The organism is Mesorhizobium sp. WSM4823, assembly GCF_055811195.1.
The window spans coordinates 50497-73804 of sequence record NZ_JBVVQL010000004.1; the positions used below are offsets into that span (position 1 = coordinate 50497).

Below are 23308 nucleotides of genomic sequence, written 5' to 3' on the forward strand. Positions count from 1 at the left end.
TAATTTTTGTGCAATGCACAAGAATGGCGCGAAAATGATCAGGCTTCGACGCGCGCCAATTTCTGCCCGGCAATGTAGGCGTCGACCTCGTCTGGATCGAATATCTGGCCATCGAAGAAACCATCGGGGCCGAGCACCAGACTGGCGCCGGCGGAGCCGACAGGTGTGGCAGACGCCAGCGCGCCCTCCACTTTAGAATTGGCGCCGGGAAGTGCGACGCCGAGCGGCTTCAGCGCCGACCGGTAAAGATCGGGGCGGTAGCAGTCGCGGGCGATGGCCAGATTCTCCGGCGTGTGCGCCACATGTTCCCAGCGCACCATCTGCGTGTAGAACCACAGCGCATGGCTCTTCCAGGGAAAGTTGGCCGCCTTGTCGAAGGGCAGGAAGAAATCCTCGACCGTTCGTTCCGCGCCACCGCCGAGTTGGAGATGTCCGCTCAGGATCGGCATCTGCACTGCCGCATGCAGGCCGAGGAAGGCAGGCTGCGCCATCAGCGCGGCCAGTTCGCCGCGGTTTGCCGGATCCTGGCACCAGCGCGCGGCGTGATGAAGCGCGCGCAGCAGGGCCGAAAGGGCTTCCGGGTGCTTTTCGGCCCAGGCCTTGCGCACGCCGACGACTTTCTCGGGGCTGGTCTTCCAGATGGCGGCCTTGACTGTCGCTATATGGCCGGTGCCGGCGACGACCGAGGCGGTGTTCCAGGGTTCACCGACGCAGTAGCCGTCGATTCTGCCGGCGGCGAGTGCGTCGGCCATGAAGGGCGGCGGCACGATGACGATTTCTATTTCGCGCGACGGATCAACGCCGCAGGCCGCGAGCCAGTAGCGCAGTTCGTAATTGTGTCCCGAGTGCGGATGCACGACCGCAAAGCGCAGCGGGTCGCGACCGGCACTTGCTCGTTCACGGATCAGCATCCCCAAGGCCTTGCCGGCTCGCGCCGGATCGAGGTCGGGCAAGGCACCATGCGCGGCCATGCCCGCCCAGACCGCGTTCGAAACCGTTACGCAGTTGCCGCCCAGTCCCAGCGAGAAAGGCACGATCGTGTCGGAGGCGAGTGGGGTGAGACCCAGATTGCAGGCGATCGGCATCGGCCCCAGCATGTGCGCCAGATCGAAATGTCCGATCGCGATGCGGTCGCGGATGTTGGCCCAGGATGTTTCGCGATTGAGCGTCAACTCGATGCCTTCGCGCGCGGCAAAGCCGATCTCTCTAGCTGCGACCAGAACCGCGCTGTCGAAGAGCGGCATGAAACCCGCATTGATCTGGTGTTCGGCCGCCATGCTCAACTCTCCCCCGGATCCAGTAGACCTGCCGTCGTCACCAGGCTCTGCGCGATTTCGCTGATCTTGCGGTTCTGGCTCATGGCGGTCTTGCGCAGAAGCGTATAGGCGGCATCCTCCGACAGGCCGCGCGACCTCATCAGGATGCCCTTGGCACGGTCGATGACCTTGCGGTTCTCCAACTCACTGCGCGCTTCTTCCAGTTCGCGCGCCATTCGCGAGAACGCGTTGAAGCGGCTGATCGCCATGTCGAGGATCGGCTTGACGCGCTCCTGGCGCAGCCCGTCGACGACATAGGCGGAGACCCCCGCCTCCACCGCAGCTTCGATCGAAGCCTGATCCGACCGGTCGACGAACATGGCGATCGGCCGCTTCACCACGCGCGAAAGCTGGAACATGTTCTCAAGCATGTCGCGGTTGGGATTCTCGAGATCGATGACAATTACGTCCGGCTCGATCTCGGCGATGCGCCGCGCTATTCCCGCAACGTCGTGAACGACCGTGACCTGTTCATGCCCGGCCTCCCGCAATCCCGCCTCGATGATAGCGGCGCGAATGTGGTTTTCGTCGATCACCAGGACGGTGAGGGATTTCCGGATCATGCCGCATTTTTTGCGCACGCCGCGTGATTGTGCAATGCGGCACCGCAATAATCGACGCAGTCATCTCTTCGAATTCAGAGGGACCGCCATCATGTTCGCGGAGCCGACCCGTTAAGCTTCTTTAAATACCGTTCACACGGTCTGACTTTGTTTTTGTATCCACTGCGCTATCTTCCGATTGCGAACCTTGTCTCGCTGGCTAGAAGATTGGAGGTTTCCATGGATCGGCGATCATTTTTGACAGGAATGTTTGGCCTTGCTGGGGCAGCAGCCCTTGTGAGCGCAGTTCGGCCTATCGACGCAATAGCCGGTGTACCGGACGCCAGAAGCGGCATTCTCGATGAACTCGACGCGCCCGAGATAGAGACCTTCGAGGACGAAGATATTCAAGCAGAGCCGGTTCGGCATAGGTCGTGGCACCGCAGGCGGCGGCGCAGGCGGCGCGCTTGGAGAAGGGCCTGCCGTCGTTACTGGCGAAATGGCTATCGGCGCGTCCGGTGCCGTCGCAGGCGTGTTTGGGTCTGGGATTGGTATTATTAGCGGTAGTGTGCTGAAAACCCCGGTGGTTGCCGGGATTTTCGCTTCAGGCGACCGCTAGCAGTCCTCCGGTGGATGTCACCGCAAGGTTTCGGCTAACAGAAATACAGGGGGACCGACCGGTTTTGTGAGGCCTGCCAGTGATAGGCAGGCCTAAAGAGACTGATTTTCCTAGGGGAAAACTGGTGGAGCCAATCGGAATCGAACCGACGACCTCTTGAATGCCATTCAAGCGCTCTCCCAACTGAGCTATGGCCCCACTTCCGGCAGTCTACCGGCGCCGTTGCCGGCGAAGAGATCCGGCGCGGGTTCTAGACCGCGCCGTTAGTGCAGGCGGCTTCTAACCCCGCCTTCTGTCAATATCAAGCCTTCAAGAGCGGCTTTTTCTCCAGATGTCGCGAAAGTCGGCAGACGCACGCGTCAGGGGCCGGATCAGACTTCGTCGTCGTCGTCGCCGACGCCGATCATGTCGGCGACATCGTCGTCCTCTTCCTCTTCGTCGGCGAGGAAAGTATCGTCGTCGTCGTCGCCGAGATCCACATCGTCCTCGTCATCGCCGAGATCGGGAAGATCGTCGGCCTTCGCATCCTCGTCCGCCTCTTCGAGCGAGACGACTTCGACGCCCTCCTCCTCCTCGGCGTCCACTTCCTTCTCGGCAACTTCCTCTTCCTCCTCGGGGGCAGCGATCTTGCCTTCCTCGAAATAGGAACGTGGATAGCTCTTGCCGGTATAGGGCGAGACGATCGGATCCTTGTTCAGGTCGTAGAATTTTTGACCCGTTTCGGGGTCGATGCGTTTGGTGCCAAGTTCGGGTTTTGCCACAGCAAGCCTCGTCGATGAAAGTTTGGTCCCCATAACCACAGTTTACGGCGCTGTCAAAGCCTAAAGCCAGCGCAACAAATCCCCGCCTTGAGAGACCTCTTGCAAGGGGATGACCATTTCCGCCCGCCGTGATACGAGACCGCCCAAATCAAAAGAAAAAGGCCGGCTGCCGGCGTTTTCATCCAGGGAAAAGCCATGTCGCATACTGCCGCCCCGAAACCGGCCACCGCTCGCAAATCGTCGGCGCTTTCCGGCGTCGCGCGGGTACCCGGCGACAAGTCGATCTCGCATCGCTCGTTCATGTTCGGCGGCCTTGCCTCCGGCGAGACCCGCATCACCGGCCTGCTGGAAGGCGAGGATGTGATGCGCACGGGCGCCGCGATGAAGGCGATGGGCGCGCATATCGAGAAGCACGGCACTGAGTGGGTGATCCGCGGCACCGGCAACGGCGCGCTGCTGCAACCGGAAGGTCCGCTCGATTTCGGCAATGCCGGCACCGGCTCACGCCTCACCATGGGTCTGGTCGGCACTTACGACATGGAGACGACTTTCATCGGCGACGCGTCGCTGTCCGGCCGCCCGATGGGCCGCGTGCTCGAGCCGCTGCGCCAGATGGGCGTGCAGGTGCTGAAGGCGACGCCCGGCGACCGCATGCCGATCACGCTGCACGGGCCCAAACATGCCGCGCCCATCACCTACCGCGTGCCGATGGCCTCGGCGCAGGTGAAATCGGCGGTGCTGCTCGCCGGGCTGAACACGCCCGGCGTCACCACCGTCATTGAGCCGGTGATGACGCGCGACCATACCGAAAAGATGCTGAAGGGATTCGGCGCCAATCTGTCGGTCGAGACCGACGAGCGCGGCGTGCGCCACATCTTCATCGAGGGCCAGGGCAAGCTCACGGGACAGACGATCGCTGTGCCCGGCGATCCGTCCTCGGCCGGCTTCCCGCTGGTGGCGGCGCTGATCGTGCCGGGCTCGGACATTACAATCGAAAACGTGCTGATGAACCCGACCCGCACCGGGCTTCTGCTGACGCTGCAGGAGATGGGCGCCCGGATCGACATTCTCGACACGCGCAATGAAGGCGGCGAGGACGTCGCCGATCTGCGCGTGCGTTACTCCGAGCTGAAGGGCGTCACCGTGCCGCCCGAACGGGCGCCAACGATGATCGACGAATATCCGGTGCTTGCCGTCGCGGCCAGCTTCGCCGAGGGCGAGACGCTGATGCAGGGACTGGAAGAGCTGCGCGTCAAGGAATCCGACCGGCTGTCAGCTGTCGCCAACGGGCTGAAGCTGAATGGCGTCGACTGCACCGAGGGCGAGGCGACGCTTGCCGTACGTGGCAAGCCGGGCGGCAAGGGGCTTGGCGGCCATCCAAGTGGACAGGGCACGACGGTGAAGACCCATCTCGACCACCGCATTGCCATGAGCTTTCTGGTGATGGGACTGGCAACGGAAAAGCCTGTCACCATCGACGACCAGGCGATGATCGCGACCAGCTTTCCGGAGTTCATGGGGCTTATGAAGGGGCTGGGCGCGGAGATCGAGTGATGCTGCGAGACTGGCCGGCTGTAGCGGGATGTCTAGGAGCTGCGCTGGTCCCGTATCTGATCGAACGCCTCGTTTTCAACGAGCGATTTGGCATTTTCGCTCTTCTTTTCTGGCTTCTGGCCCTTCAATTCACGACCATCTACCTGTCATTTTATGCAGCCAGGTTTCTTGGAAATAATGACTGGGTCTTTCTTGCGGAGCTTTTCAACGCGTTTGGGGCAATGGCCTTTATGACAATCGGCGTAATACCTTTAATTGCGTTGCCATTATCGGTTTTGATCGCCTTGGCGGTACTGGCGTTCCGTCTGTTTAGGCAAACTAGATGAGTCCAACCTTCACCATCGCCATCGACGGCCCCGCAGGTGCGGGCAAAGGCACCCTAGCGCGCCGATTGGCCGACCATTACCGGCTGAACCTGCTCGACACCGGCCTCACCTATCGCGCGGTGGCGCATGCGCTGCTTCGGGTTGGCCTGCCGCTCGACAATGTCTCGGCGGCCGAAACTGCGGCGCGGCAGGTCGACCTGGCCAAGCTCGACCGGTCGGTACTGTCGGCCCATGCGGTCGGCGAGGCGGCTTCGAAAGTCGCGGTGTTTCCGTCGGTGCGGCGCATACTGGTCGAAAAGCAGCGCGATTTCGCCAAGGCGCCGCCGGGCGCCGTGCTCGATGGCCGCGACATCGGCACCGTCGTCTGTCCCGACGCCGACATAAAACTCTATGTGACGGCCAGCGCCGAAGTGCGGGCAGAGCGGCGGCTGGCCGAGATCGAGAGCATCGGCGGCACCGCCAATTTCGCTGAGATCCTGGCCGATATCCTGCGCCGCGACGAGCGCGACATGGGTCGCGCCGACTCGCCGCTGAAGCCGGCCGCCGATGCGCACTTGCTCGACACGTCGGAAATGGCTATAGAAGCCGCGTTTCTTGCGGCCAAGGCGATCATCGACGACGTTCTGGCCAAGAGAAACAAAGTCTGAGCCGGGTTTTTCCATCCGTTGCCGATTGCCGGCGGCGAAAAGATACCCATATCGGGCACGAACCAGCCTGCCAGCATTCTTCATGCGCCGGAATTGCCGCTTAAGCGGCCAAGGGCTTTTTTGGAAAGCCCGGAACGCCGGCAGGCCAACGCAACGCTAACCCACGGCGCCCGCCCCGCTTGAGATGCGGGGCATTCCAGGAGAAAATATGTCAGCTGCAAATCCCACTCGCGATGATTTCGCGAGCCTGCTCGAAGAATCTTTTACCGCCGGCCACTCCGGCGAAGGCCAGGTCGTCAAGGGCACGATCACCGCGATCGAAAAGGACATGGCCATCATCGACGTCGGCCTCAAGGTCGAAGGCCGCGTGCCGCTGAAGGAATTCGGCGTCAAGGGCAAGGACACGACGCTTAAGGTCGGCGACACGGTCGAAGTCTATGTCGAGCGCATCGAGAACGCGCTTGGCGAAGCGATGCTTTCCCGTGAAAAGGCCCGCCGCGAAGAGAGCTGGGTCCGTCTCGAAGAGAAGTTCACCAAGGGCGAGCGCGTTGAAGGCGTCATCTTCAACCAGGTCAAGGGCGGCTTCACCGTCGACCTCGACGGCGCCGTGGCCTTCCTGCCGCGCAGCCAGGTCGATATCCGTCCGATCCGCGACGTGTCGCCGCTGATGCACAATCCGCAGCCTTTCGAGATCCTCAAGATGGATCGCCGCCGCGGCAACATCGTGGTGTCGCGCCGCACCGTTCTCGAGGAAAGCCGCGCCGAACAGCGTTCGGAAATCGTGCAGAACCTCGAAGAGGGCCAGGTGGTCGAAGGCGTCGTCAAGAACATCACCGACTATGGTGCGTTCGTCGACCTCGGCGGCATCGACGGCCTGCTCCATGTCACCGACATGGCATGGCGCCGCGTCAACCATCCGACCGAAATCCTCAACATCGGCCAGACGGTCAAGGTGCAGATTATCCGCATCAACCAGGAAACCCACCGCATCTCGCTCGGCATGAAGCAGCTCGAGAGCGATCCGTGGTCCGAGATCGGAACGAAATTCCCGATCGGCAAGAAGATCAAGGGTACCGTCACCAACATCACCGACTACGGCGCGTTCGTCGAGCTGGAGCCGGGCATCGAAGGCCTCATCCACGTTTCGGAAATGTCGTGGACGAAGAAGAACGTGCATCCCGGCAAGATCCTGTCGACGACGCAGGAAGTCGACGTGGTGGTGCTCGAGGTCGATCCGGCCAAGCGCCGCATCTCGCTCGGCCTCAAGCAGACGCTCGAGAATCCGTGGCAGGCTTTCGCCAGCAGCCATCCGGTCGGGAGCCAGGTCGAGGGCGAGGTCAAGAACAAGACCGAGTTCGGCCTGTTCATCGGCCTCGAAGGCGACGTCGACGGCATGGTCCATCTGTCCGACCTCGACTGGACCCGTCCGGGCGAGCAGGTGATCGAGGAGTACAATCGCGGCGACATGGTCAAGGCGCAGGTGCTCGACGTCGACATCGACAAGGAGCGCATCTCGCTCGGCATCAAGCAGCTGGCCAAGGACACGGCCGGCGAGGCGGCGACTTCAGGCGAACTGCGCAAGAACGCGGTCGTCACCTGCGAGGTCACCGGCGTCAAGGATGGCGGTCTGGAAGTGCGGCTGGTCGACAGCGGCATCGAGACCTTCATCAAGCGCTCCGACCTCAGCCGTGACCGTGACGAGCAGCGTCCCGAGCGCTTCACGGTCGGCCAGAAGGTCGACGCCCGCGTCATCGCCTTCGACAAGAAGACCCGCAAGCTGCAGGTCTCGATCAAGGCGCTGGAAATCGCCGAAGAGAAGGAAGCGGTCGCCCAGTACGGCTCGACCGACTCCGGCGCTTCGCTGGGCGACATCCTAGGTGCCGCGCTGAAGAAGCAGGGCAGCTAAATCTGCAAACGCCGCGCCTCGCGCGCGGCTCGAACACACAACCCGCGGACCGAAAGGTTCGCGGGTTTTTCATGGCCGCGAAGAGGCGCGCAATGTCGCTGGGTGGCCCGGCAGCCGGTCATGCTTGAAACGTCCGATGGAGCCTGTAGTCTGCCGCATCGGCCCGAAAGATCGGTCCGGGACAATGCGAAACGATCGAAGGCGCGAGCTCTATGATCCGCATCGGTTTTAGTCTTGCAATCCTGTTGATCGGCACGATCGCGGCATCGGCGGCCCTGCCGCCCTACTGGCAACGCAAAGCCGAAATCCAGGCCATAGTCGACAGCGGCGCCGTGGCCGGCGTGCTGGAAAACCGCGGCCCGATCGACGCGGTCGAGCGCGTCGGAAACGACCATTATCGGGTGCGGGCCGGCGGCTGCGCGCTGGACGTGCAGATCGTCGACGATGCGAGCGCGGTCGCGATGCCGGGACCGCGCAAGTTCAAGCTCAAGCTCGGCGATCTCGTCTGCAAATGAGCCGCCGGATGACGCTGATTTTCCAGCGAGCCATCCGCCCGATCCGATACCGGCAAATCAGGCCCTGCCGTAAAGCGGCACCAGCGTGCCGCTCATCGCCAGATTGGCCGGCGAAGCGAGGTATGCAATGGCCTCAGCGGCCGCTTCCAGGCTGACCCATTTGCTGAAATCGGCAGCCGGCATGTCAGCCCGGGTAGCCGGCGTATCGAGGGTCGAGGGCGCGACCGCATTGACCAGGATGCCCCTGCCCTTGAGTTCTTCCGCCATCGCCACCGTCATTGCCGCGACCGCCGCCTTGCTGGCGGCATAGGCGACCATGCCGGAACCGCGCCGCAGATCGAGCCCGGCGCGCGCCGTGACATTAACGATACGGCCCGACACGGAAGATTCCAGCATCGAGCGTATCGCCGCGCGGCAGCACAGGAAGGTGGTGCGGGCGTTGGTATCCATCATTTCGGCAAAGGAGGCGGGCTCGATCTTCTCGACCGGCGCGGCGGTGAAGCCGCCGGCCAGATGGATGGATGCCCACAAATCCGGAACACTGGCGTAGAACGCATCGACCTTGGCGGGGTCGGCGAGATCGACATTGTGCGCCAGCCTGACACGCTCATGGGCCGGGAAGGGAAAATGCGCCGGCGCGGCAGCATGGGCATTGGGCACATGGCAGACCGCGCCCTCACCCAGCAGTTTTCCGACAACCGCGCCACCGAGCGCTCCGGTGCCGCCGGTCACCACAATATGCCTGCCGTCCAGTGTGTCCGTCATCTTCGACCGCTCCAGTCACTCATATGCCCCGCCGCCGCCGAAGGTCGCGCCTTTCGTGCGATCACTCAACCGAAATCTCGATGATGCAGCGTCGCTTTTGCGCATCAAGCCGTCGACCATGCGACGAGGATCGCATCCCGACAGACGCTGTCTCAATCGACAGTTATCTCGATGAGATATGGCAGTCTTGTCGCCCGCGTACGCTTGAGTGCGTCCGCCAGGTCGTCAATACCGACAATCCGCTCGGCGGCAATGCCATAGGCCTCGCCCAGCTTGCAGAAGTCGGGCGGCGCCGGCGAGACGCCGACCGGTTCGACGCCGACATCGAGCATCGAGGTTTCGATCTCGCGATAGCCGCGATTGTTCCAGACGATGAAGATCACTGGCGCCGCAGCATCGAGGGCGGCGCCCAGTTCCGGCAGTGTGAACTGGAAACCACCGTCGCCGGTGAGACAAACGACCGGCGCATCAGGCACGGCAAGGGCCGCACCGATCGCCGCCGGCGGACCATAGCCGAGCGCGCCGAAGCCCGTGGCGGCGTTGAACCAGCCGCCCGGCCGGTCGTGATCGTAATAGAGATTGGCGGCATAGACCGGCTGGGTCGAATCGCCGACGATGATCGAGCCTGGCAATGTATCGCGGATCACCTCGACGGCGCGCGTTTGCGCCTGGAGACCAGGGCTGATTTCGGCAAAGGCGGCTTGCCTGGTCGCAGCGGCGCGCGCCTGACCGTCGCCCGATGGTTGGCCGGTGCCGATTTCGGCAAACAGCGCCTCGAGGGCTACGCCGCAATCGGCCTGGATCGAAACTGTGGCTGGTCGCCGGGCAAGCTGGTCGGCGCCGATGTCGATGCGGATGAGATTGGTGGGCGGGACAAAGCCGCCGTCGCCATATCCGTCATAATCGGTCGGGCCGAATTCGGTGCCGGCGGCGATGACCAGGTCGGCGTCGGCAATCAGCGCGCGCACCGCCTTCAGACTGGGGCTGGCCGGCACGCCAAGTGGATGGCGATGCAGCAAGCCGCGGGCATTGGTCGTCTGGACGACCGGCGCTCCCAGCCTTTCGGCGAGGCGCCGCAACGGCGCTTCGGCTCTCTTGGCGCCGCCGCCGGCAAGGATCAGCGGGAGGCGGGCAGCAGCGCAAAGCCTTGCCGCCTCTGCTATCGCGGCCGCTTCCGGCTCGGGCGGCGCTACGTTCGTCAGCAAGGCCGCGAGGCCGTCGGCCGGCTTGACCATGACGTCGGTCGGGATCTCGATATGAACCGGGCCGGGGCGCGAGGATGAAAACAGGGCAAAAGCGCGGGCAAGAACGCCGGGCAGTTCGTCGGCATCGGCGACGCGGTGCGAGAACAGCGCGACCTTCTCCATCATGCCACGCTGGTCGGGCAGTTCGTGCAAATGGCCAAGGCCTTTGCCCAGCGTCGGCGTGGCGTTCACGCCTGAGATCACCAGCATAGGAACCGAATCGGCGCGGGCCTGGCCCATGGCGGTGATGGTGTTGGTCAGCCCTGGTCCGGTGATGACGAAGGCAACGCCCGGCTTGCCGCTGGCGCGCGCATAACCGTCGGCCATGAAGCCGGCGCCCTGCTCATGGCGAGGGGTGACGTGGCGGATCTTCGAGCACGCCAGCCCGCGATAGAGTTCGACAGTATGCACACCCGGAATGCCGAAGACGGTGTCGACGTCATGGGCCTCGAGTAAAGTGATGAGCGCTTCGCCGACTGTCGTCATTGTCTTAGCACCGGACGTGTGAGGCAAGTCGGACCGCCCTCGCAGGCGATGCACAGCGCGTCCGCCTCGAAGGTCGAAACCTTGCAGCCGGCGGCCGCCATGGCCGCCGCCGTCTTCGGGAATCCGGCAACGGCGATCACGTCGCGTGGCGCGGTCGGCAGCACATTGAGGCTGAGGCCGTTGGAGGCGAAGAACTCGTCCGCGTCGCCTTCGACCAGGCGAATGCCTCGCGCCCGCAGCATCTGGTAAAAGGCGGCCGGCAAAAGCGGTGCATAGACCAGCGCCAGATCGTCGGCGAGCGGACTGATCACCGACATCAGATGCAGACAGGCCTCCTCGCCATGCCAGAGCGGCAGGTCGTAACCATAGACCCGGATACCCCGGGGTGTGAGCAGGTTGGCGAGTTGCTGGATGCCGTCCTGGTTGGTGCGCATGCCACGGCCGACGGCAAGCGTCCGTGAATCCACCCAGACGCAGTCGCCGCCCTCGACCTGTCCGGGGTGCTCGATGCGGCCAAGGATCGGCACACCCATGCGCCTGTATGCGGCCTCGTGCAGGCCGGGCTCGGCCCGGCGCAGCGCCTTGCCCATGGCGAGGATGATGGCGCCGTGGTCGGTCATCAGCGACGGATCGTGAGTGAAGACGGAATCGGCCAGCCCGTCGTCGGCGTCAGTCAGCCATTCGATCTCGGCGCCGGATGCCGAAACCAGCGTCGTCAGCGCCTCATGCTGGACAGCCGCCTTGTGCGGATCGAAGCCGGGACCATAGTGCCATTCCGACGCTTCGGCGCGGTGCATGGCGCTTGCAGCGGACCGCATCAACACTCGCCTGAGCGGCCCGGCCATGGACTGCGACCCGTATGCTTTGCCCACCAAGTGCTCCTGAACTATCCCATCCAGCCAATAGCTACTCAGCGAGCCGTGATCAATGGTCCAAAAAAGCATGGTTGACGGCGGCAAGCGGAACGGTCCATCTTGAGAATGAGAAGTCTGTGCAGTGATGCTGATGAGTAAAAAATTCCAGCGACGGGTCCAGCCGCATCGTGAGGCACCGAAAAGGTGACAGCGCAAGGCACGGCTCCCGCCCTGAAGCACACGGCGCAGAATGACGCCGCCGAAGCCATCCATGTCGAGAACCTGCATAAAAGATTCGGCGAACTGCATGTGCTGAAGGGTGTTTCGCTGTCGGCGCGCGACGGCGAAGTCATCGCCATCATCGGCGGCAGCGGCTCGGGCAAGTCGACGCTGCTGCGTTGCATAAATTGCCTGGAGAACCCGACCAGCGGGATCGTTCGCGTCAATGGCGAGGAGATCCGGATGAAGGCCGACAGCCATGGCCACACCGTTCCCGCCGACCGCAAGCAGATCGAGCGCATCCGCTCCAAGCTCGGCATGGTCTTTCAGAACTTCAATCTGTGGAGCCACATGACGCTGATCGAGAACGTCATCGAGGTTCCGGTGCATGTTCTAGGCGTCAAGCGCGACGTGGCTATCGCCGAAGCCGAAAAGCTGCTCGCCCGTGTCGGCCTGGCCGAAAAGCGCGACGTCTATCCGGCCTATCTGTCGGGCGGCCAGCAACAGCGCGCGGCCATCGCCCGCGCGCTGGCCATCAATCCGCGTGTCATGCTGTTCGACGAGCCAACCTCGGCGCTCGACCCGGAACTGATCGGCGAGGTGCTGAAGGTGATCGGCGATCTGGCGCGCGAAGGACGCACCATGGTGCTGGTCACCCATGAGATGAAGTTCGCCCGCGAGGTCGCGTCACATGTCGTCTTCCTCCACAACGGGCTGGTCGAGGAAGAAGGGCCGCCGGAGCAGATTTTCGGCGCGCCCAAATCCGAAAGGCTGAAGCAATTCATCCGCAACATCGGTTAAGCCGAGGCGGATGGAAAAACGGGAACAACAACAAACTGGGAGTTATTGAAATGAAGACCGTTCTGAAGACATTTGCCGCAGCGCTTCTGCTCGGTGTCGCCGCGATGGGCGTGGCCAAGGCCGATCCGGTCAAGATCGGCGTTGCCGCCGAACCCTATCCGCCGTTCACCTCGCCGGATGCCTCGGGCAAATGGGTCGGCTGGGAAATCGAATTCATCGACGCCGTCTGCGCCGAGCAGAAGCTCGACTGCGTCATCACGCCCGTCGCCTGGGACGGCATCATCCCGGCGCTGACGACCAAGAAGATCGACGTCATCGCCAGCTCCATGTCGATCACCGACGAGCGCAAGAAAACGATCGACTTCTCCGACAAATATTACAACACCCCGACAGCCATCATCGGTCCGAAGGACCAGAAGTTCGGCGCCGCCCCGGAAGATCTCAAGGGCAAGATCATCGGCGTGCAAGTTTCGACCGTGCATGCCGACTACGTGAAGAAGCACTTCACTGAAGCCGCGGAAATCAAGGAGTATCAGACCCAGGACGAGGCCAATCAGGATCTTGCCGCCGGTCGTGTCGATGCGGTGCAGGCCGATTCCATCGCGCTCGATGCCTTCCTGAAATCGGATCAGGGCAAGCAATGCTGCGACCTGAAGGGCACGGTCGCGCCGGATCTGGCAATCCTCGGGCCCGGCGTCGGCGCCGGCGTCCGCAAGGAAGACACCGAGCTGAAAGAGAAAATCAACGCCGGCATCAAGGCGATCCGCGCCAACGGCAAATATGACGAGATTTCGAAGAAATACTTCGATTTCGACATTTACGGCGCCGACACACAGTCGAACTGACGGCATCGCTGAGCGAATAACCACACGGCGCGGACAGCGCGTCGTGTGGCTTCGCCGAAATCCACCCATGCAAGCTTTCCGCTGACGGCATCGCCGGCGTTTGGCGCTAGCAATTCGGGGGCGACGCTGATCGACGCATTTCTTCCGGCCTCTGCGGCCCGTATCATCGAACTGCTTTCGCCGACGCCGCCTGGCTGGGGCGGAACGCTTCTGGTCGGACTGCTCCACTCGGTCGAGATCGCTGCCGGTGCGTTCGGCCTCGGCCTCGTGATCGGCATTTGCGGCGCGTATGGCAAGCTCTATGGCGGGCCCGTGATACGCGATCTGCTGGCGGTCTACACGACGATCGTCCGCGCCGTGCCGGAGCTGGTGCTGATCCTGCTGCTCTATTATGCCGGCACCGATTTGATCAACCAGCTGCTGACGGCGATGGGCTATCAGCGCATCGACATCAGCGGGCTGGTGGCCGGCATTGCCGTGCTCGGCTTCGTCCAGGGCGCCTATTCGACCGAGGTGATGCGCGGCGCGATCCTTGCCATTCCGCAAGGCCAGATCGAAGCAGCGCGCGCCTATGGCATGTCTCCCGGCCTCCTGCTGCGACGCATCACGCTGCCGGCGATGCTGCCCTTCGCTATACCCGGCCTTGCCAATCTCTGGCTGATCGCCACCAAGGACACCGCCCTGCTGGCGGTCGTCGGCTTCTTCGAGCTGACATTGGCCACGCGGCAAGCGGCGGGCGTGACCAAAGCCTATCTCACATTCTTCCTCGCCGCAGGCCTGATCTATCTTCTGTTGACGCTGGTCTCCAGTCTGATCATCGGCCGCATCGAGGCCCGGGCTCGGCGCGGCATGCCCTCCGTCAAGGAGGCGCGTTGATGGCTGGCGAAGCGATCATCGTCAATGTCGCCCGAGCGTCGCTGTGGCTGCAGCCGCACCGTATCGTGCTGATCCTGATCGGGCTGGCTCTGGTTCTGGCCGCCGCCTTCTTCATGCGCTGGGACTGGCTGCCGCAATATTATGAAATGGCGCTTGTCGGCATCTGGCGCACGCTATGGATCCTGGCCGTGACCTGCATACTGGGCTTCACGCTCGCAGTGCCGCTCGGACTGGCGCAGGCGGCAGGCCCCTTCTGGCTCGCGGCGCCCGCAAAGACTTTCTGTACCATCATCAGGGGAACGCCGCTGCTGCTGCAGCTCTGGCTGCTCTACTATGGGCTCGGCTCGCTGTTCCCACAGTATCCATGGATACGCGAATCCTGGATGTGGCCGTATCTCAGGCAAGCGTGGCCCTACGGCGTCCTGGCGCTGACCTTGTCCTTCGCCGGTTATGAGGGCGAGGTGATGCGAGGCGCCTTTGCCGGGGTACCGAAAGGGCAGCTCGAGGCCGCCCGCGCGTTCGGCATGAGCCGCTGGAAAATCCTCCGTCGGATTTGGCTGCCGCAAGCCTTCTACCGGGCGCTGCCGACGCTGACCGGCGAAACCGTGCTGCAGCTGAAATCGACGCCGCTGGTGGCGACCATCAGCGTAATCGACATATTCGCCGTCTCGTCCAAGGTGAGGCAGAGCACCTTCCTCACCTATGAACCCTTGCTGCTCCTGGCGTTGATCTATATGGCGATCACCGGCGTCCTGGTCTTCGCCCTCGGCAAGATTGAGGCGCGGATCCCGAACAAGCTCGGCTAGCGAACAGGGAGTAGCAAATAGCGAATAGTTCGCTGATTCCCCCTACTCGCTACCCCCTATTCGCTACTCACTTAGGAACCCAGTGCGATGCAACTCAGTCTCGACCAGGCAACAGGACTGTGCCGGATGGCGGCGCTCGGCGCCGGCGCCAATGAAGAAGCGGCGCAGTCGCTCGCGGCTTCCATCGTCGCGGCCGAGGCGGAAGGGCTGTCCACCGTCGGACTGTCGCATTTCATCGACTATCTCGAAGCGCTGGAGGCTGGCCGCATCGACGGCAAGGCTGAGCCGGTCATTACCAGGCCGGCTTTGGCGGTCTATCTCTCCGACGCGCGCGGCGGCCTGGCGCATACCGGCTTCGACCGCACGATCGACGATCTCGCCAAGGCGGCGCGCCTGTTCGGCGTTGCCATTTTTTCGCAGAAGAACGCCTATACGTGCGGTGCGCTCGGCTATTTCACCGGGCGGCTGGCCGCGCAGGGTCTGGTGTCCTTCGCCGCGACCAATGGGCCGGCCGTGCTTGCCGGCTCGGGCTCGGTCAAACCGGTCTATTGCACCAATCCAATGTCCTTCGCCGCACCCTCCGCCGACGGAGCGCCGCTGGTCATCGACCAGTCGTCGAGCGCAACTGCCTTCGTCAACATCCGCAAGGCGGCCGAGGACGGCAAGAAGATTCCAGAAGGCTGGGCGCTGGACGCGAGCGGCAACCCGACCACCGATCCGGCGGCCGCGATGAAAGGCGCTATGCTTGCCTTTGGCGGCCAGCGCGGCGCCAACATCGCGCTGATGGTCGAAGTGCTGGCGGCGGGCTTGTCGGGCGCCAACTGGTCGCTCGATGCACCATGGTTCACCGACGGACCGGACAGCCCGGGAACCGGCCTCTTCGTGCTGGCCGTCGAGCCCAAACTGCTCGATCCGGACTTCGAAAAGCGGATGAAAGACCAGCTCGACCGGTTGCGGCGCCGTTACGGCGTGCATGTGCCCGGCCGTGGCCGGGCCGAGGCGGCGGAGAAGGCGACGGCACGGGGCATAACGGCGCCCAAGGCCGTGGTGCAACGCATTTCGGAATTCGCCGAACGCTATTCTTCCTGACACCGTCTCAGGTCAGGTCGCCTCGTTGGACCCTGACGCCGCGTGAATGTTGCCCGGAAAACCCCGCTTCGGCGGGATTTTCCGCTTTTCAGCAGCCAAAGTAGAAAACATGCTGTTGGTAGTCAACTTTTGTTCATTTGACATGGCCGGACCTGTCGGCCGTTTGCAAACATCGGCAAAAAAGAGGAGCCCCAATGTCTGCAACCACCGACAATCCGCGCAAAAGCCTTGTCATCCCAGCCCTTGGTGGCTTGTATTCGGCCTTGCATGATGCCGGCGAGACACTCCTGCGTGCCGTAGCCGGCATCTTCCTCACCATACATGGCTCGCAAAAGATCACCGAACCGTTCGGCGCCGCCGAGATGGTGGAAGGCCTCGGCTTCTATCCCGGCGCATTTTGGTCCTTGCTTCTGGCCTGCACCGAGTTCTTCGGCGGCATCCTCATCGCCATCGGCCTACTGACCCGCCCGGCCGCCTTCGCCGGAATGTTCGTGCTTCTGGTCACGGTCTGGTTCCATTGGGTCACCATGGGGGAAGGCTATTCGGGCGCCGAAAAGTCGCTGCTGTGGGCGGCGATCCTGTTCTTCTTCGTCATCCGCGGCGGCAACCGCCAATCGGTCGACGCACGCATCGGCAAGGCGTTCTGAACCAGCCGAAGCAGAGGCATCGGCGACAATTGATCGCCCTTTGCCTTTGATGCGAAACCGATTATGAAACGGCTTCAGCCTAACCCCAGTAGATCTGGGCCCCAGTAAATCTGGAAACTGCGCCGGAGCCAGCCATGACCGAAATCCTGCAGACCCCAAAGCTCGTCGTCGTGTTCGGCGGCTCGGGCTTTGTCGGCCGCCACGTGGTGCGGGCACTGGCCAGGCGTGGCTATCGCATCAGAGTCGCCTGCCGCCGACCCGATCTCGCCGGCCATCTGCAGCCGCTCGGCAATGTCGGCCAGATCCAGCCGGTGCAGGCCAATGTTCGCGTGCGCTGGTCGGTCGACCGCGCTGTGCAGGGCGCCGACCATGTCGTCAATCTGGTGGCGATCCTGCATGAGAGCGGCCGGCAGAAATTCACGTCCGTCCACGAATTCGGCGCACGCGCGGTCGCCGAAGCGGCGCGCGCCGTCGGCGCCGGCCTCACCCATATTTCGGCGCTGGGCGCCGATCTGAACGCGCAATCGGACTATGCGCGCACCAAGGCGCTCGGTGAAAAAGCGGTCCTGGAGACGATCGAGGAGCCCGTCATTTTGCGGCCGTCGATCAATTTCGGGCCGGAGGACAGCTTCTTCAACCGCTTCGCCAACATGGCGCGCTATTCGCCGGTGCTGCCGCTGATCGGCGGCGGGCAGACCAAATTCCAGCCGGTCTATGTCGGCGATGTCGCCGAAGCGGTGGCGCGCTCGGTCGACGGCAAGGTCCAGCGCGGCCGGATCTATGAGCTTGGCGGACCGCAGGTGCTGACCTTCAAGGAATGCATGCAGGAAATGCTTGCCATGATCGACCGCAAACGGCTTCTGGTGTCGGTGCCGTGGTGGGTGGCGAACATGCAGGCATCGATCCTCGGGCTTTTGCCCAATCCGCTGCTGACCAAGGATCAGGTCCTGCAGTTGCGCGAGCACAACATCGTGTCCGATGCGGCCACCAGGGAAAACAGGACGCTCGCCGGTCTCGGCATCCAGTCGCAGTCGATCGGCAGCATCCTGCCGAGCTATCTCTGGCGCTACCGCGCCGCCGGCCAGTTCCAGCGCAAGACTGCGGCCTAATACCAGGCAATCAGGCGCTCACGAAAAGCGTCGCGTGACCTGCATCGGCAGGCCGCCCTGCGGTTGCGTCGTCAGTTTCTGCACCGGCCAGGGCCTGGTCTCGGCGGTGGTATCGAAGCGGAAACGCGACAGCATGATGGCCAGCGCGATGATCGCCTCCTGCATGGCAAAGCTGGCGCCGATGCAGACGCGAGGCCCGGCGCCGAACGGCAAATACTGGAAGCGGTCGATTTTCTCGCGATTTCCCGGATGGAAGCGTTCGGGCATGAAGGCGTCAGGCCTGTCCCACAGCTTGCGGTGGCGGTGGACGACCCAGGGCATGACCAGCACCGCGGCGCGCTTCGGTATGGTGAGACCATTCCAGGTTTCGGGCTCGATCGGCTCGCGGTTGATCGACGGCGCCGGCGGATAAAGCCTGAGCGCTTCGTCGAAGGCGGCGCGGGTGAACGGCATGGCGTCGAGCCACTTCGTCGGGTCTGGCTCGCGCGCCAGCACGGCGTCGATCTCGCGTTCGATCTTTTCGCGCTCCCAAGGCGCTTCGGCCAGGCAATAGAGCGTCCAGCCGAGCGCACGCGCCGTGGTCTCATGGCCGGCGCCGATGAAAGTGATGATGTTGTCCTCGACCTCGGCGCGCGTCAGCCCGTCCGGTCCCTCCGCCTTGAGCAAAAGCGTGAGGAAATCCTGCGGCACCTTGTCCGGATCGCGCTTGACCCGCTCTTCGCGCATCTTGACGGTGTCGGTGACGATCTTGCGGAAATAGGCCATGGTCTTACGGCCGCGGATGCGGGTCAGGCGCGGCAGCCATTCGGGTGCCCGCAGCAGGTCGAGTGGATCGACGCGCCCCATCGTCTCGAACAGCCGGTCGATCTCCTTGGCGAAGCTGCCCGGTTCGCCTGATATCTCGCCGGAAAACAGCGTCTCGGCCAGGATGTCAAAGGTAAGCAGCGTCATGTCGTGAGCGATGTCTGACGTGCCACCGCTCTCGTAGCGCGTGACGAACTCCCTCGTGCGCCTCAGCATCGGCTCGGCAAAACCGAAGATATGGCGCGGCGTGAACACCGGCGCCATCGCCTTGCGTGAACGCCTCCATACCTCGCCTTCAGCCGTCAGCAGGCCATCGCGCAGGATCGGCCGCAGGATCATCTGGCGCACCGTGGCCATCTTGTAGTTCTTCGCGTTGTCGACCAGCACGTGGCGGATCAGGCCGGGGTCATTGGCGATGACCAACGGCCCACCGATGCCGGTCACCGATATCCACGGTTGGTTGTAGGTCGGCTCGCCCCACAGTTCGAGCGGATTGCGATAGACGATGCGGATCATCTCCAGCGTCGAAGGCGGCGACGTGCGCGGCTTCGGCGCCGGCGGGACGAAGGGGGCGGGCTGACTGTCCATGGCGTGCTCCGCTGATGACCACAATGTAGGGGGCCGCAGGGCGGGCGTCCATGTGACCGAACGGCAAAGGCGAAGCACTCCGCTCTCCGGAATGTGCCTGGTGCATCTAGCCGGTTGTTTGGGCATCGGATTTTCCGAAAACCGGTCGCCCATCCCGGGTCAGTCCCGGAGCAGGCTTGGGGTCCGATGCCTTTAACCGGCCAAGCGTGCTCTTCCTCCGTTCGGAAATGCTTGCAAACCTTGGAAAAACCGCCTTTTGCGCCTATATCTAGGACATCAAGGACGCGCGATTCGGAGCAGATTTTTAGCGCTGGATATGCGGCATCAATCAGACAGGTTTTCATGAGCGATCAGATCGACAACGCCAGCGGCGCTGAGGCCGAGTACGGCGCCGATTCCATCAAGGTTTTGAAGGGGTTGGATGCCGTCCGCAAGCGGCCGGGCATGTATATCGGCGATACCGACGACGGCTCGGGCTTGCACCATATGGTCTACGAGGTGGTCGACAACGCCATCGACGAGGCGCTGGCCGGCCATGCCGACCTCGTCACGGTAACGCTCAACCCCGACGGTTCGGTGACGGTCATCGACAATGGCCGCGGGATTCCGACCGATATCCACACTGGCGAGGGCATTTCGGCGGCCGAAGTGATCATGACGCAGCTGCATGCCGGCGGCAAGTTCGACCAGAACTCCTACAAGGTGTCCGGCGGCCTGCACGGCGTCGGCGTCTCCGTGGTCAACGCGCTGTCGGCCTGGCTGAAGCTGAAGATCCGCCGCAACGGCCAGATCTACGAGATGAGCTTCACGCATGGCAATGCCGACGCGCCGCTGAAGGTCACCGGCACCTACGAACAGCGCAAGATTGCCGGCACTTATGAAGGGCGCAGCGGCAGCGAGATCACTTTCTTTCCGTCGGCCGAGACGTTCACCATGGTCGAGTTCGACTTCGGCACGTTGGAGCACCGGCTGCGCGAACTCGCCTTCCTGAATTCCGGCGTGCGCATCATTCTGACCGATGCCCGCCATGCCGACGTGGTGCGCCATGAGCTGCACTATGATGGCGGACTGGAGGAGTTCGTTAAATATCTCGATCGCGTCAAGAAACCGCTGATCGACAAACCGATTGCCATCAAGGCCGAGCGCGACGGCATCACCGTCGAAGTCGCCATGTGGTGGAACGACAGCTACCACGAAAACGTGCTGGCTTTCACCAACAACATTCCGCAACGCGACGGCGGCACGCATCTTGCCGGTTTCCGCGGCGCGCTGACCCGCCAGATAACCGGCTACGGCGAATCCTCGGGCCTCACCAAGAAGGAGAAGGTGGCGCTGATCGGCGACGATTGCCGAGAAGGGCTGACGGCGGTGTTGTCGGTCAAGGTTCCCGACCCGAAATTCTCCTCGCAGACCAAGGACAAGCTGGTCTCATCCGAAGTCCGCCCGGTGGTGGAAGGGCTCGTCAACGAGGCGCTCGGAACCTGGCTCGAAGAGCATCCGTCCGAGGGCAAGGTGGTCATCGACAAGGTGATCCAGGCAGCAGCGGCGCGCGAAGCCGCACGCAAGGCGCGCGACATCACCCGCAAGAGTTCGCTCGGCGTCACCTCGCTGCCCGGCAAGCTGGCCGACTGCCAGGAACGCGACCCGGCAAAATCCGAAATCTTCATCGTCGAGGGCGACAGCGCCGGCGGCTCGGCCAAGGGTGGCCGTTCGCGCCAGAACCAGGCAATTCTTCCGCTGCGCGGCAAGATCCTCAATGTCGAGCGGGCGCGCTTCGACCGCATGCTCGGCTCCGACATGATCGGTACGCTGATCACCGCGCTCGGCACCTCGATCGGCAAGGACGAGTTCAACGCCGACAAGCTGCGCTACCACAAGATCATCCTGATGACCGACGCCGATGTCGACGGCGCCCATATCCGCACCTTGCTGCTGACGTTCTTCTTCCGCCAGATGCCGGAACTGATCGAGCGCGGCCATCTCTACATCGCCCAGCCGCCGCTCTACAAAGTGACGCGCGGCAAGAGCTCCCAATACATCAAAGACGAAAGCGCCTTCGAGGAATTCCTGATCGGCTCGGGGCTGGAGGAGGCGTCGCTCGCGCTCAGCACGGGTGAGGTGCGGGCCGGACAGGACTTGCGCAGCGCCATCGACGATGCGCTGGCGGTGCGCCAGCTCATCAACGGGCTGCACACACGCTATAACAGAGGCGTGGTCGAGCAGGCGGCGATTGCCGGCGCACTCAACCCGGAGGTTTTCGCCGATCTCGGGCGGGCCAACGACATGGCCGAGCGTGTCGCGCGGCGTCTCGACATCATCGCCGAGGACACCGAACGCGGCTGGATCGGCCGCATGTCGACCTCGAACGAAGGTATCGGCGGCTATGTGTTCGAGCGCACGGTGCGCAGCGTCAAGGAGTTCGCGCATCTCGATCTCGCGCTGATCAACTCTGCCGATGCCCGCCAGCTCGACCGCTATTCGCCGCGCCTTGCAGAAGTCTATGGCGAGCCGCCGGTGCTGCGCCGCAAGGACGTGTCCGAAACCATCTCGGGACCGCTGGCGCTGCTCAACGCCGTGTTTGCCACCGGCCGCAAAGGCCTGACCATGCAGCGTTACAAGGGCCTCGGCGAGATGAACGCCGAGCAGCTCTGGGAAACCACGCTCGACCCGAATGTGCGCTCGCTGCTGCAGGTCAAGGTCAACGATGCCACCGACGCCGACTCGCTGTTCTCACGGCTGATGGGCGACGAGGTCGAGCCCAGGCGCGAGTTCATCCAGGAAAACGCGCTGTCGGTGGCCAATCTGGATATCTGAGGCCCAGTCAGGGTGCTCAATTTCGGTTGCTTGAGACATAGTTGGTAGGCTTAGGCTTACCAATCATCTCTCCCGCACTGGAACAAAGATCACCGAGGGCCGGCCGGAACGGAACGGCTTCCAAGGCATTGTAATCGATCAACGATCACAATAGCCGCAGGAGGCACTCATGGGACGTGGCATTTTGCTCTGGCTTCTCGGAGTCCCGATTCCGATCATTATTCTCATCATGCTTTTCGCACGGTAGGGGGCTGACATGCAGTCAACCCTAACGGCTGTCGACGTTTCCGCACCGACGGAATCCTCCTCCACCGCTGTCAGCTGGGGGCCGATCATTGCCGGCGCGTTCGCTGCCTCGACGCTGACATTGATCCTGATGCTGCTCGGCTCCGGGCTCGGGCTAACCATGATTTCGCCGTGGTCCGGCTTGAGCACGTCGGTCACAACTTTCGCGGCCTCCACCGCGGCGTGGCTGATCATCGTGCAGTGGCTGTCGTCGGCTCTCGGCGGCTATCTTGCCGGGCGGCTGCGCACCAAATGGGTCGGCGTCCACACCGATGAAGTCTTTTTCCGCGACACCGCCCACGGCTTCCTCGCCTGGGCGCTTGCGACCTTGCTCGTTGCCGCGGTGCTCGGTTCGGCGCTCTCAGCGGCTATCGGAACTGGGGTCCAGGCCGCTTCGACTGTCGCATCTGGCGCGGCGATGGGCGCTTCGGCAGGTGCTACTGCAAACGCGGGAGGCGGCTCGACCGACAACGCAACGTCGTACTTCGTCGATACGTTGTTCCGTCCGACCGATGCGGCCAGGCTTGCCGCCACCAATCCGGAGAGCGATGCAGCGGCGACAGCACAGGCTTCACGCATATTGATCGCGGGCGCGGCAGCAGGCGAAGTGTCGGCCGACGACAAGACCTATCTGTCGCAGTTGGTGGCTGCTCGCACGGGGCTGTCGGAACCGGATGCCAGGGCCCGTGTCGATGCGGTTATTGCCAGGGCACAGGAAGCGAAGGCCCAGGCCCAGCAGGCCGCCGATACCGCCAGGAAGGCGGGTGCCAGTTTTGCGCTGGTTGGTGCGCTGTCGCTGGTCGTCGGCGCCTTCATCGCGAGCGCTGCGGCCGCCCTTGGCGGCAGGCAACGCGACGACGAGGAGGCGGTCTTCCCAACCAACCGTTGAT

General features: G+C 63.2%; 21 protein-coding genes and 1 tRNA gene. 14 read left to right on the forward strand and 8 right to left on the reverse strand.

Annotation, left to right across the window (positions count from 1 at the left end):
• Positions 1–38: 38 nt before the first annotated feature.
• The 4 genes from AC0L26_RS12225 to AC0L26_RS12240 form a co-directional block, all read right to left on the reverse strand.
• Entirely contained in the window at positions 39–1277 is a 1239-nt protein-coding gene (locus AC0L26_RS12225) for a CmpA/NrtA family ABC transporter substrate-binding protein (RefSeq protein ID WP_473632759.1), read from the reverse strand.
• A 2-nt stretch (positions 1278–1279) separates the two neighbouring features.
• The gene (locus AC0L26_RS12230) at positions 1280–1879 is read right to left on the reverse strand and encodes an ANTAR domain-containing response regulator (protein ID WP_352926440.1); all 600 of its coding nucleotides are present in this window, start codon (positions 1877–1879) and stop codon (positions 1280–1282) included.
• 720 nt (positions 1880–2599) lie between these two features.
• A tRNA-Ala gene (locus AC0L26_RS12235) sits at positions 2600–2675 on the reverse strand.
• Positions 2676–2848: 173 nt separating this feature from the next.
• Entirely contained in the window at positions 2849–3238 is a 390-nt protein-coding gene (locus AC0L26_RS12240) for a TIGR02300 family protein (protein ID WP_473632760.1), read from the reverse strand.
• Between the two features lie 195 nt (positions 3239–3433).
• On the opposite strand from AC0L26_RS12240, the gene aroA reads away from it, so the two are divergent.
• The 5 genes from aroA (at position 3434) to AC0L26_RS12265 (ending at position 8186) form a co-directional block, all read left to right on the forward strand.
• Positions 3434–4792: a 3-phosphoshikimate 1-carboxyvinyltransferase gene (aroA, locus tag AC0L26_RS12245; protein ID WP_473632761.1), complete on the forward strand. Its 1359-nt coding sequence runs from the start codon at positions 3434–3436 to the stop codon at positions 4790–4792.
• A complete protein-coding gene (locus AC0L26_RS12250; protein WP_473632762.1) occupies positions 4792–5118 on the forward strand; it encodes a hypothetical protein in 327 nt (108 codons plus the stop codon). The genes aroA and AC0L26_RS12250 overlap by 1 nt, the downstream gene beginning before the upstream one ends.
• Positions 5115–5765, forward strand: a complete 651-nt coding sequence (cmk, locus tag AC0L26_RS12255) for a (d)CMP kinase (RefSeq protein WP_473632763.1) — start codon at positions 5115–5117, stop codon at positions 5763–5765. The genes AC0L26_RS12250 and cmk overlap by 4 nt, the downstream gene beginning before the upstream one ends.
• A 208-nt stretch (positions 5766–5973) precedes the next feature.
• A complete protein-coding gene (rpsA, locus tag AC0L26_RS12260; RefSeq protein WP_352926453.1) occupies positions 5974–7671 on the forward strand; it encodes a 30S ribosomal protein S1 in 1698 nt (565 codons plus the stop codon).
• A 212-nt stretch (positions 7672–7883) separates the two neighbouring features.
• Positions 7884–8186: a hypothetical protein gene (locus AC0L26_RS12265; protein ID WP_473632764.1), complete on the forward strand. Its 303-nt coding sequence runs from the start codon at positions 7884–7886 to the stop codon at positions 8184–8186.
• A gap of 57 nt (positions 8187–8243) precedes the next feature.
• On the opposite strand, the gene AC0L26_RS12270 is transcribed toward AC0L26_RS12265, so the two are convergent.
• From AC0L26_RS12270 to AC0L26_RS12280, 3 genes are all read right to left on the reverse strand, one after another.
• Positions 8244–8951 (reverse strand): SDR family NAD(P)-dependent oxidoreductase, encoded by a 708-nt coding sequence (locus tag AC0L26_RS12270; protein WP_473632765.1) that lies wholly within the window; start codon positions 8949–8951, stop codon positions 8244–8246.
• A gap of 152 nt (positions 8952–9103) precedes the next feature.
• Entirely contained in the window at positions 9104–10681 is a 1578-nt protein-coding gene (locus AC0L26_RS12275) for a 5-guanidino-2-oxopentanoate decarboxylase (protein WP_473632766.1), read from the reverse strand.
• On the reverse strand, positions 10678–11526 hold the full coding sequence (locus AC0L26_RS12280) for a dimethylarginine dimethylaminohydrolase family protein (RefSeq protein WP_473633196.1): 849 nt from the start codon (positions 11524–11526) through the stop codon (positions 10678–10680). The genes AC0L26_RS12275 and AC0L26_RS12280 overlap by 4 nt, the downstream gene beginning before the upstream one ends.
• A gap of 213 nt (positions 11527–11739) precedes the next feature.
• Here AC0L26_RS12280 and AC0L26_RS12285 point away from each other — a divergent pair, with 213 nt between their 5' ends.
• The 7 genes from AC0L26_RS12285 to AC0L26_RS12315 all read left to right on the forward strand — a co-directional run bounded on the left by AC0L26_RS12285 (position 11740) and on the right by AC0L26_RS12315 (position 17927).
• Positions 11740–12555: an ABC transporter ATP-binding protein gene (locus AC0L26_RS12285; protein WP_473632767.1), complete on the forward strand. Its 816-nt coding sequence runs from the start codon at positions 11740–11742 to the stop codon at positions 12553–12555.
• A gap of 50 nt (positions 12556–12605) precedes the next feature.
• Entirely contained in the window at positions 12606–13400 is a 795-nt protein-coding gene (locus tag AC0L26_RS12290) for a transporter substrate-binding domain-containing protein (protein ID WP_473632768.1), read from the forward strand.
• Between the two features lie 162 nt (positions 13401–13562).
• Positions 13563–14276: an ABC transporter permease gene (locus tag AC0L26_RS12295; RefSeq protein ID WP_473633197.1), complete on the forward strand. Its 714-nt coding sequence runs from the start codon at positions 13563–13565 to the stop codon at positions 14274–14276.
• Positions 14276–15082, forward strand: a complete 807-nt coding sequence (locus AC0L26_RS12300; RefSeq protein ID WP_473632769.1) for an ABC transporter permease — start codon at positions 14276–14278, stop codon at positions 15080–15082. Before AC0L26_RS12295 ends, AC0L26_RS12300 begins: the two co-directional genes overlap by 1 nt.
• Before the next feature lie 87 nt (positions 15083–15169).
• Positions 15170–16171, forward strand: a complete 1002-nt coding sequence (locus AC0L26_RS12305) for an Ldh family oxidoreductase (protein ID WP_473632770.1) — start codon at positions 15170–15172, stop codon at positions 16169–16171.
• Between the two features lie 194 nt (positions 16172–16365).
• Complete coding sequence (locus AC0L26_RS12310; protein ID WP_352926476.1) at positions 16366–16818, forward strand: DoxX family protein; 453 nt, start codon at positions 16366–16368, stop codon at positions 16816–16818.
• A gap of 134 nt (positions 16819–16952) precedes the next feature.
• Positions 16953–17927, forward strand: coding sequence for a complex I NDUFA9 subunit family protein (locus AC0L26_RS12315; protein ID WP_473632771.1), 975 nt, complete (start codon positions 16953–16955; stop codon positions 17925–17927).
• A gap of 18 nt (positions 17928–17945) precedes the next feature.
• On the opposite strand, the gene AC0L26_RS12320 is transcribed toward AC0L26_RS12315, so the two are convergent.
• The gene (locus AC0L26_RS12320; protein WP_473632772.1) at positions 17946–19319 is read right to left on the reverse strand and encodes a cytochrome P450; all 1374 of its coding nucleotides are present in this window, start codon (positions 19317–19319) and stop codon (positions 17946–17948) included.
• A gap of 342 nt (positions 19320–19661) precedes the next feature.
• Between AC0L26_RS12320 and gyrB the strand changes: the two genes are divergently transcribed.
• Both gyrB and AC0L26_RS12330 read left to right on the forward strand, forming a co-directional pair.
• On the forward strand, positions 19662–22133 hold the full coding sequence (gene gyrB / locus AC0L26_RS12325; protein WP_473632773.1) for a DNA topoisomerase (ATP-hydrolyzing) subunit B: 2472 nt from the start codon (positions 19662–19664) through the stop codon (positions 22131–22133).
• Positions 22134–22389: 256 nt separating this feature from the next.
• A complete protein-coding gene (locus tag AC0L26_RS12330; RefSeq protein ID WP_473632774.1) occupies positions 22390–23307 on the forward strand; it encodes a hypothetical protein in 918 nt (305 codons plus the stop codon).
• Position 23308 lies beyond the last annotated feature (1 nt).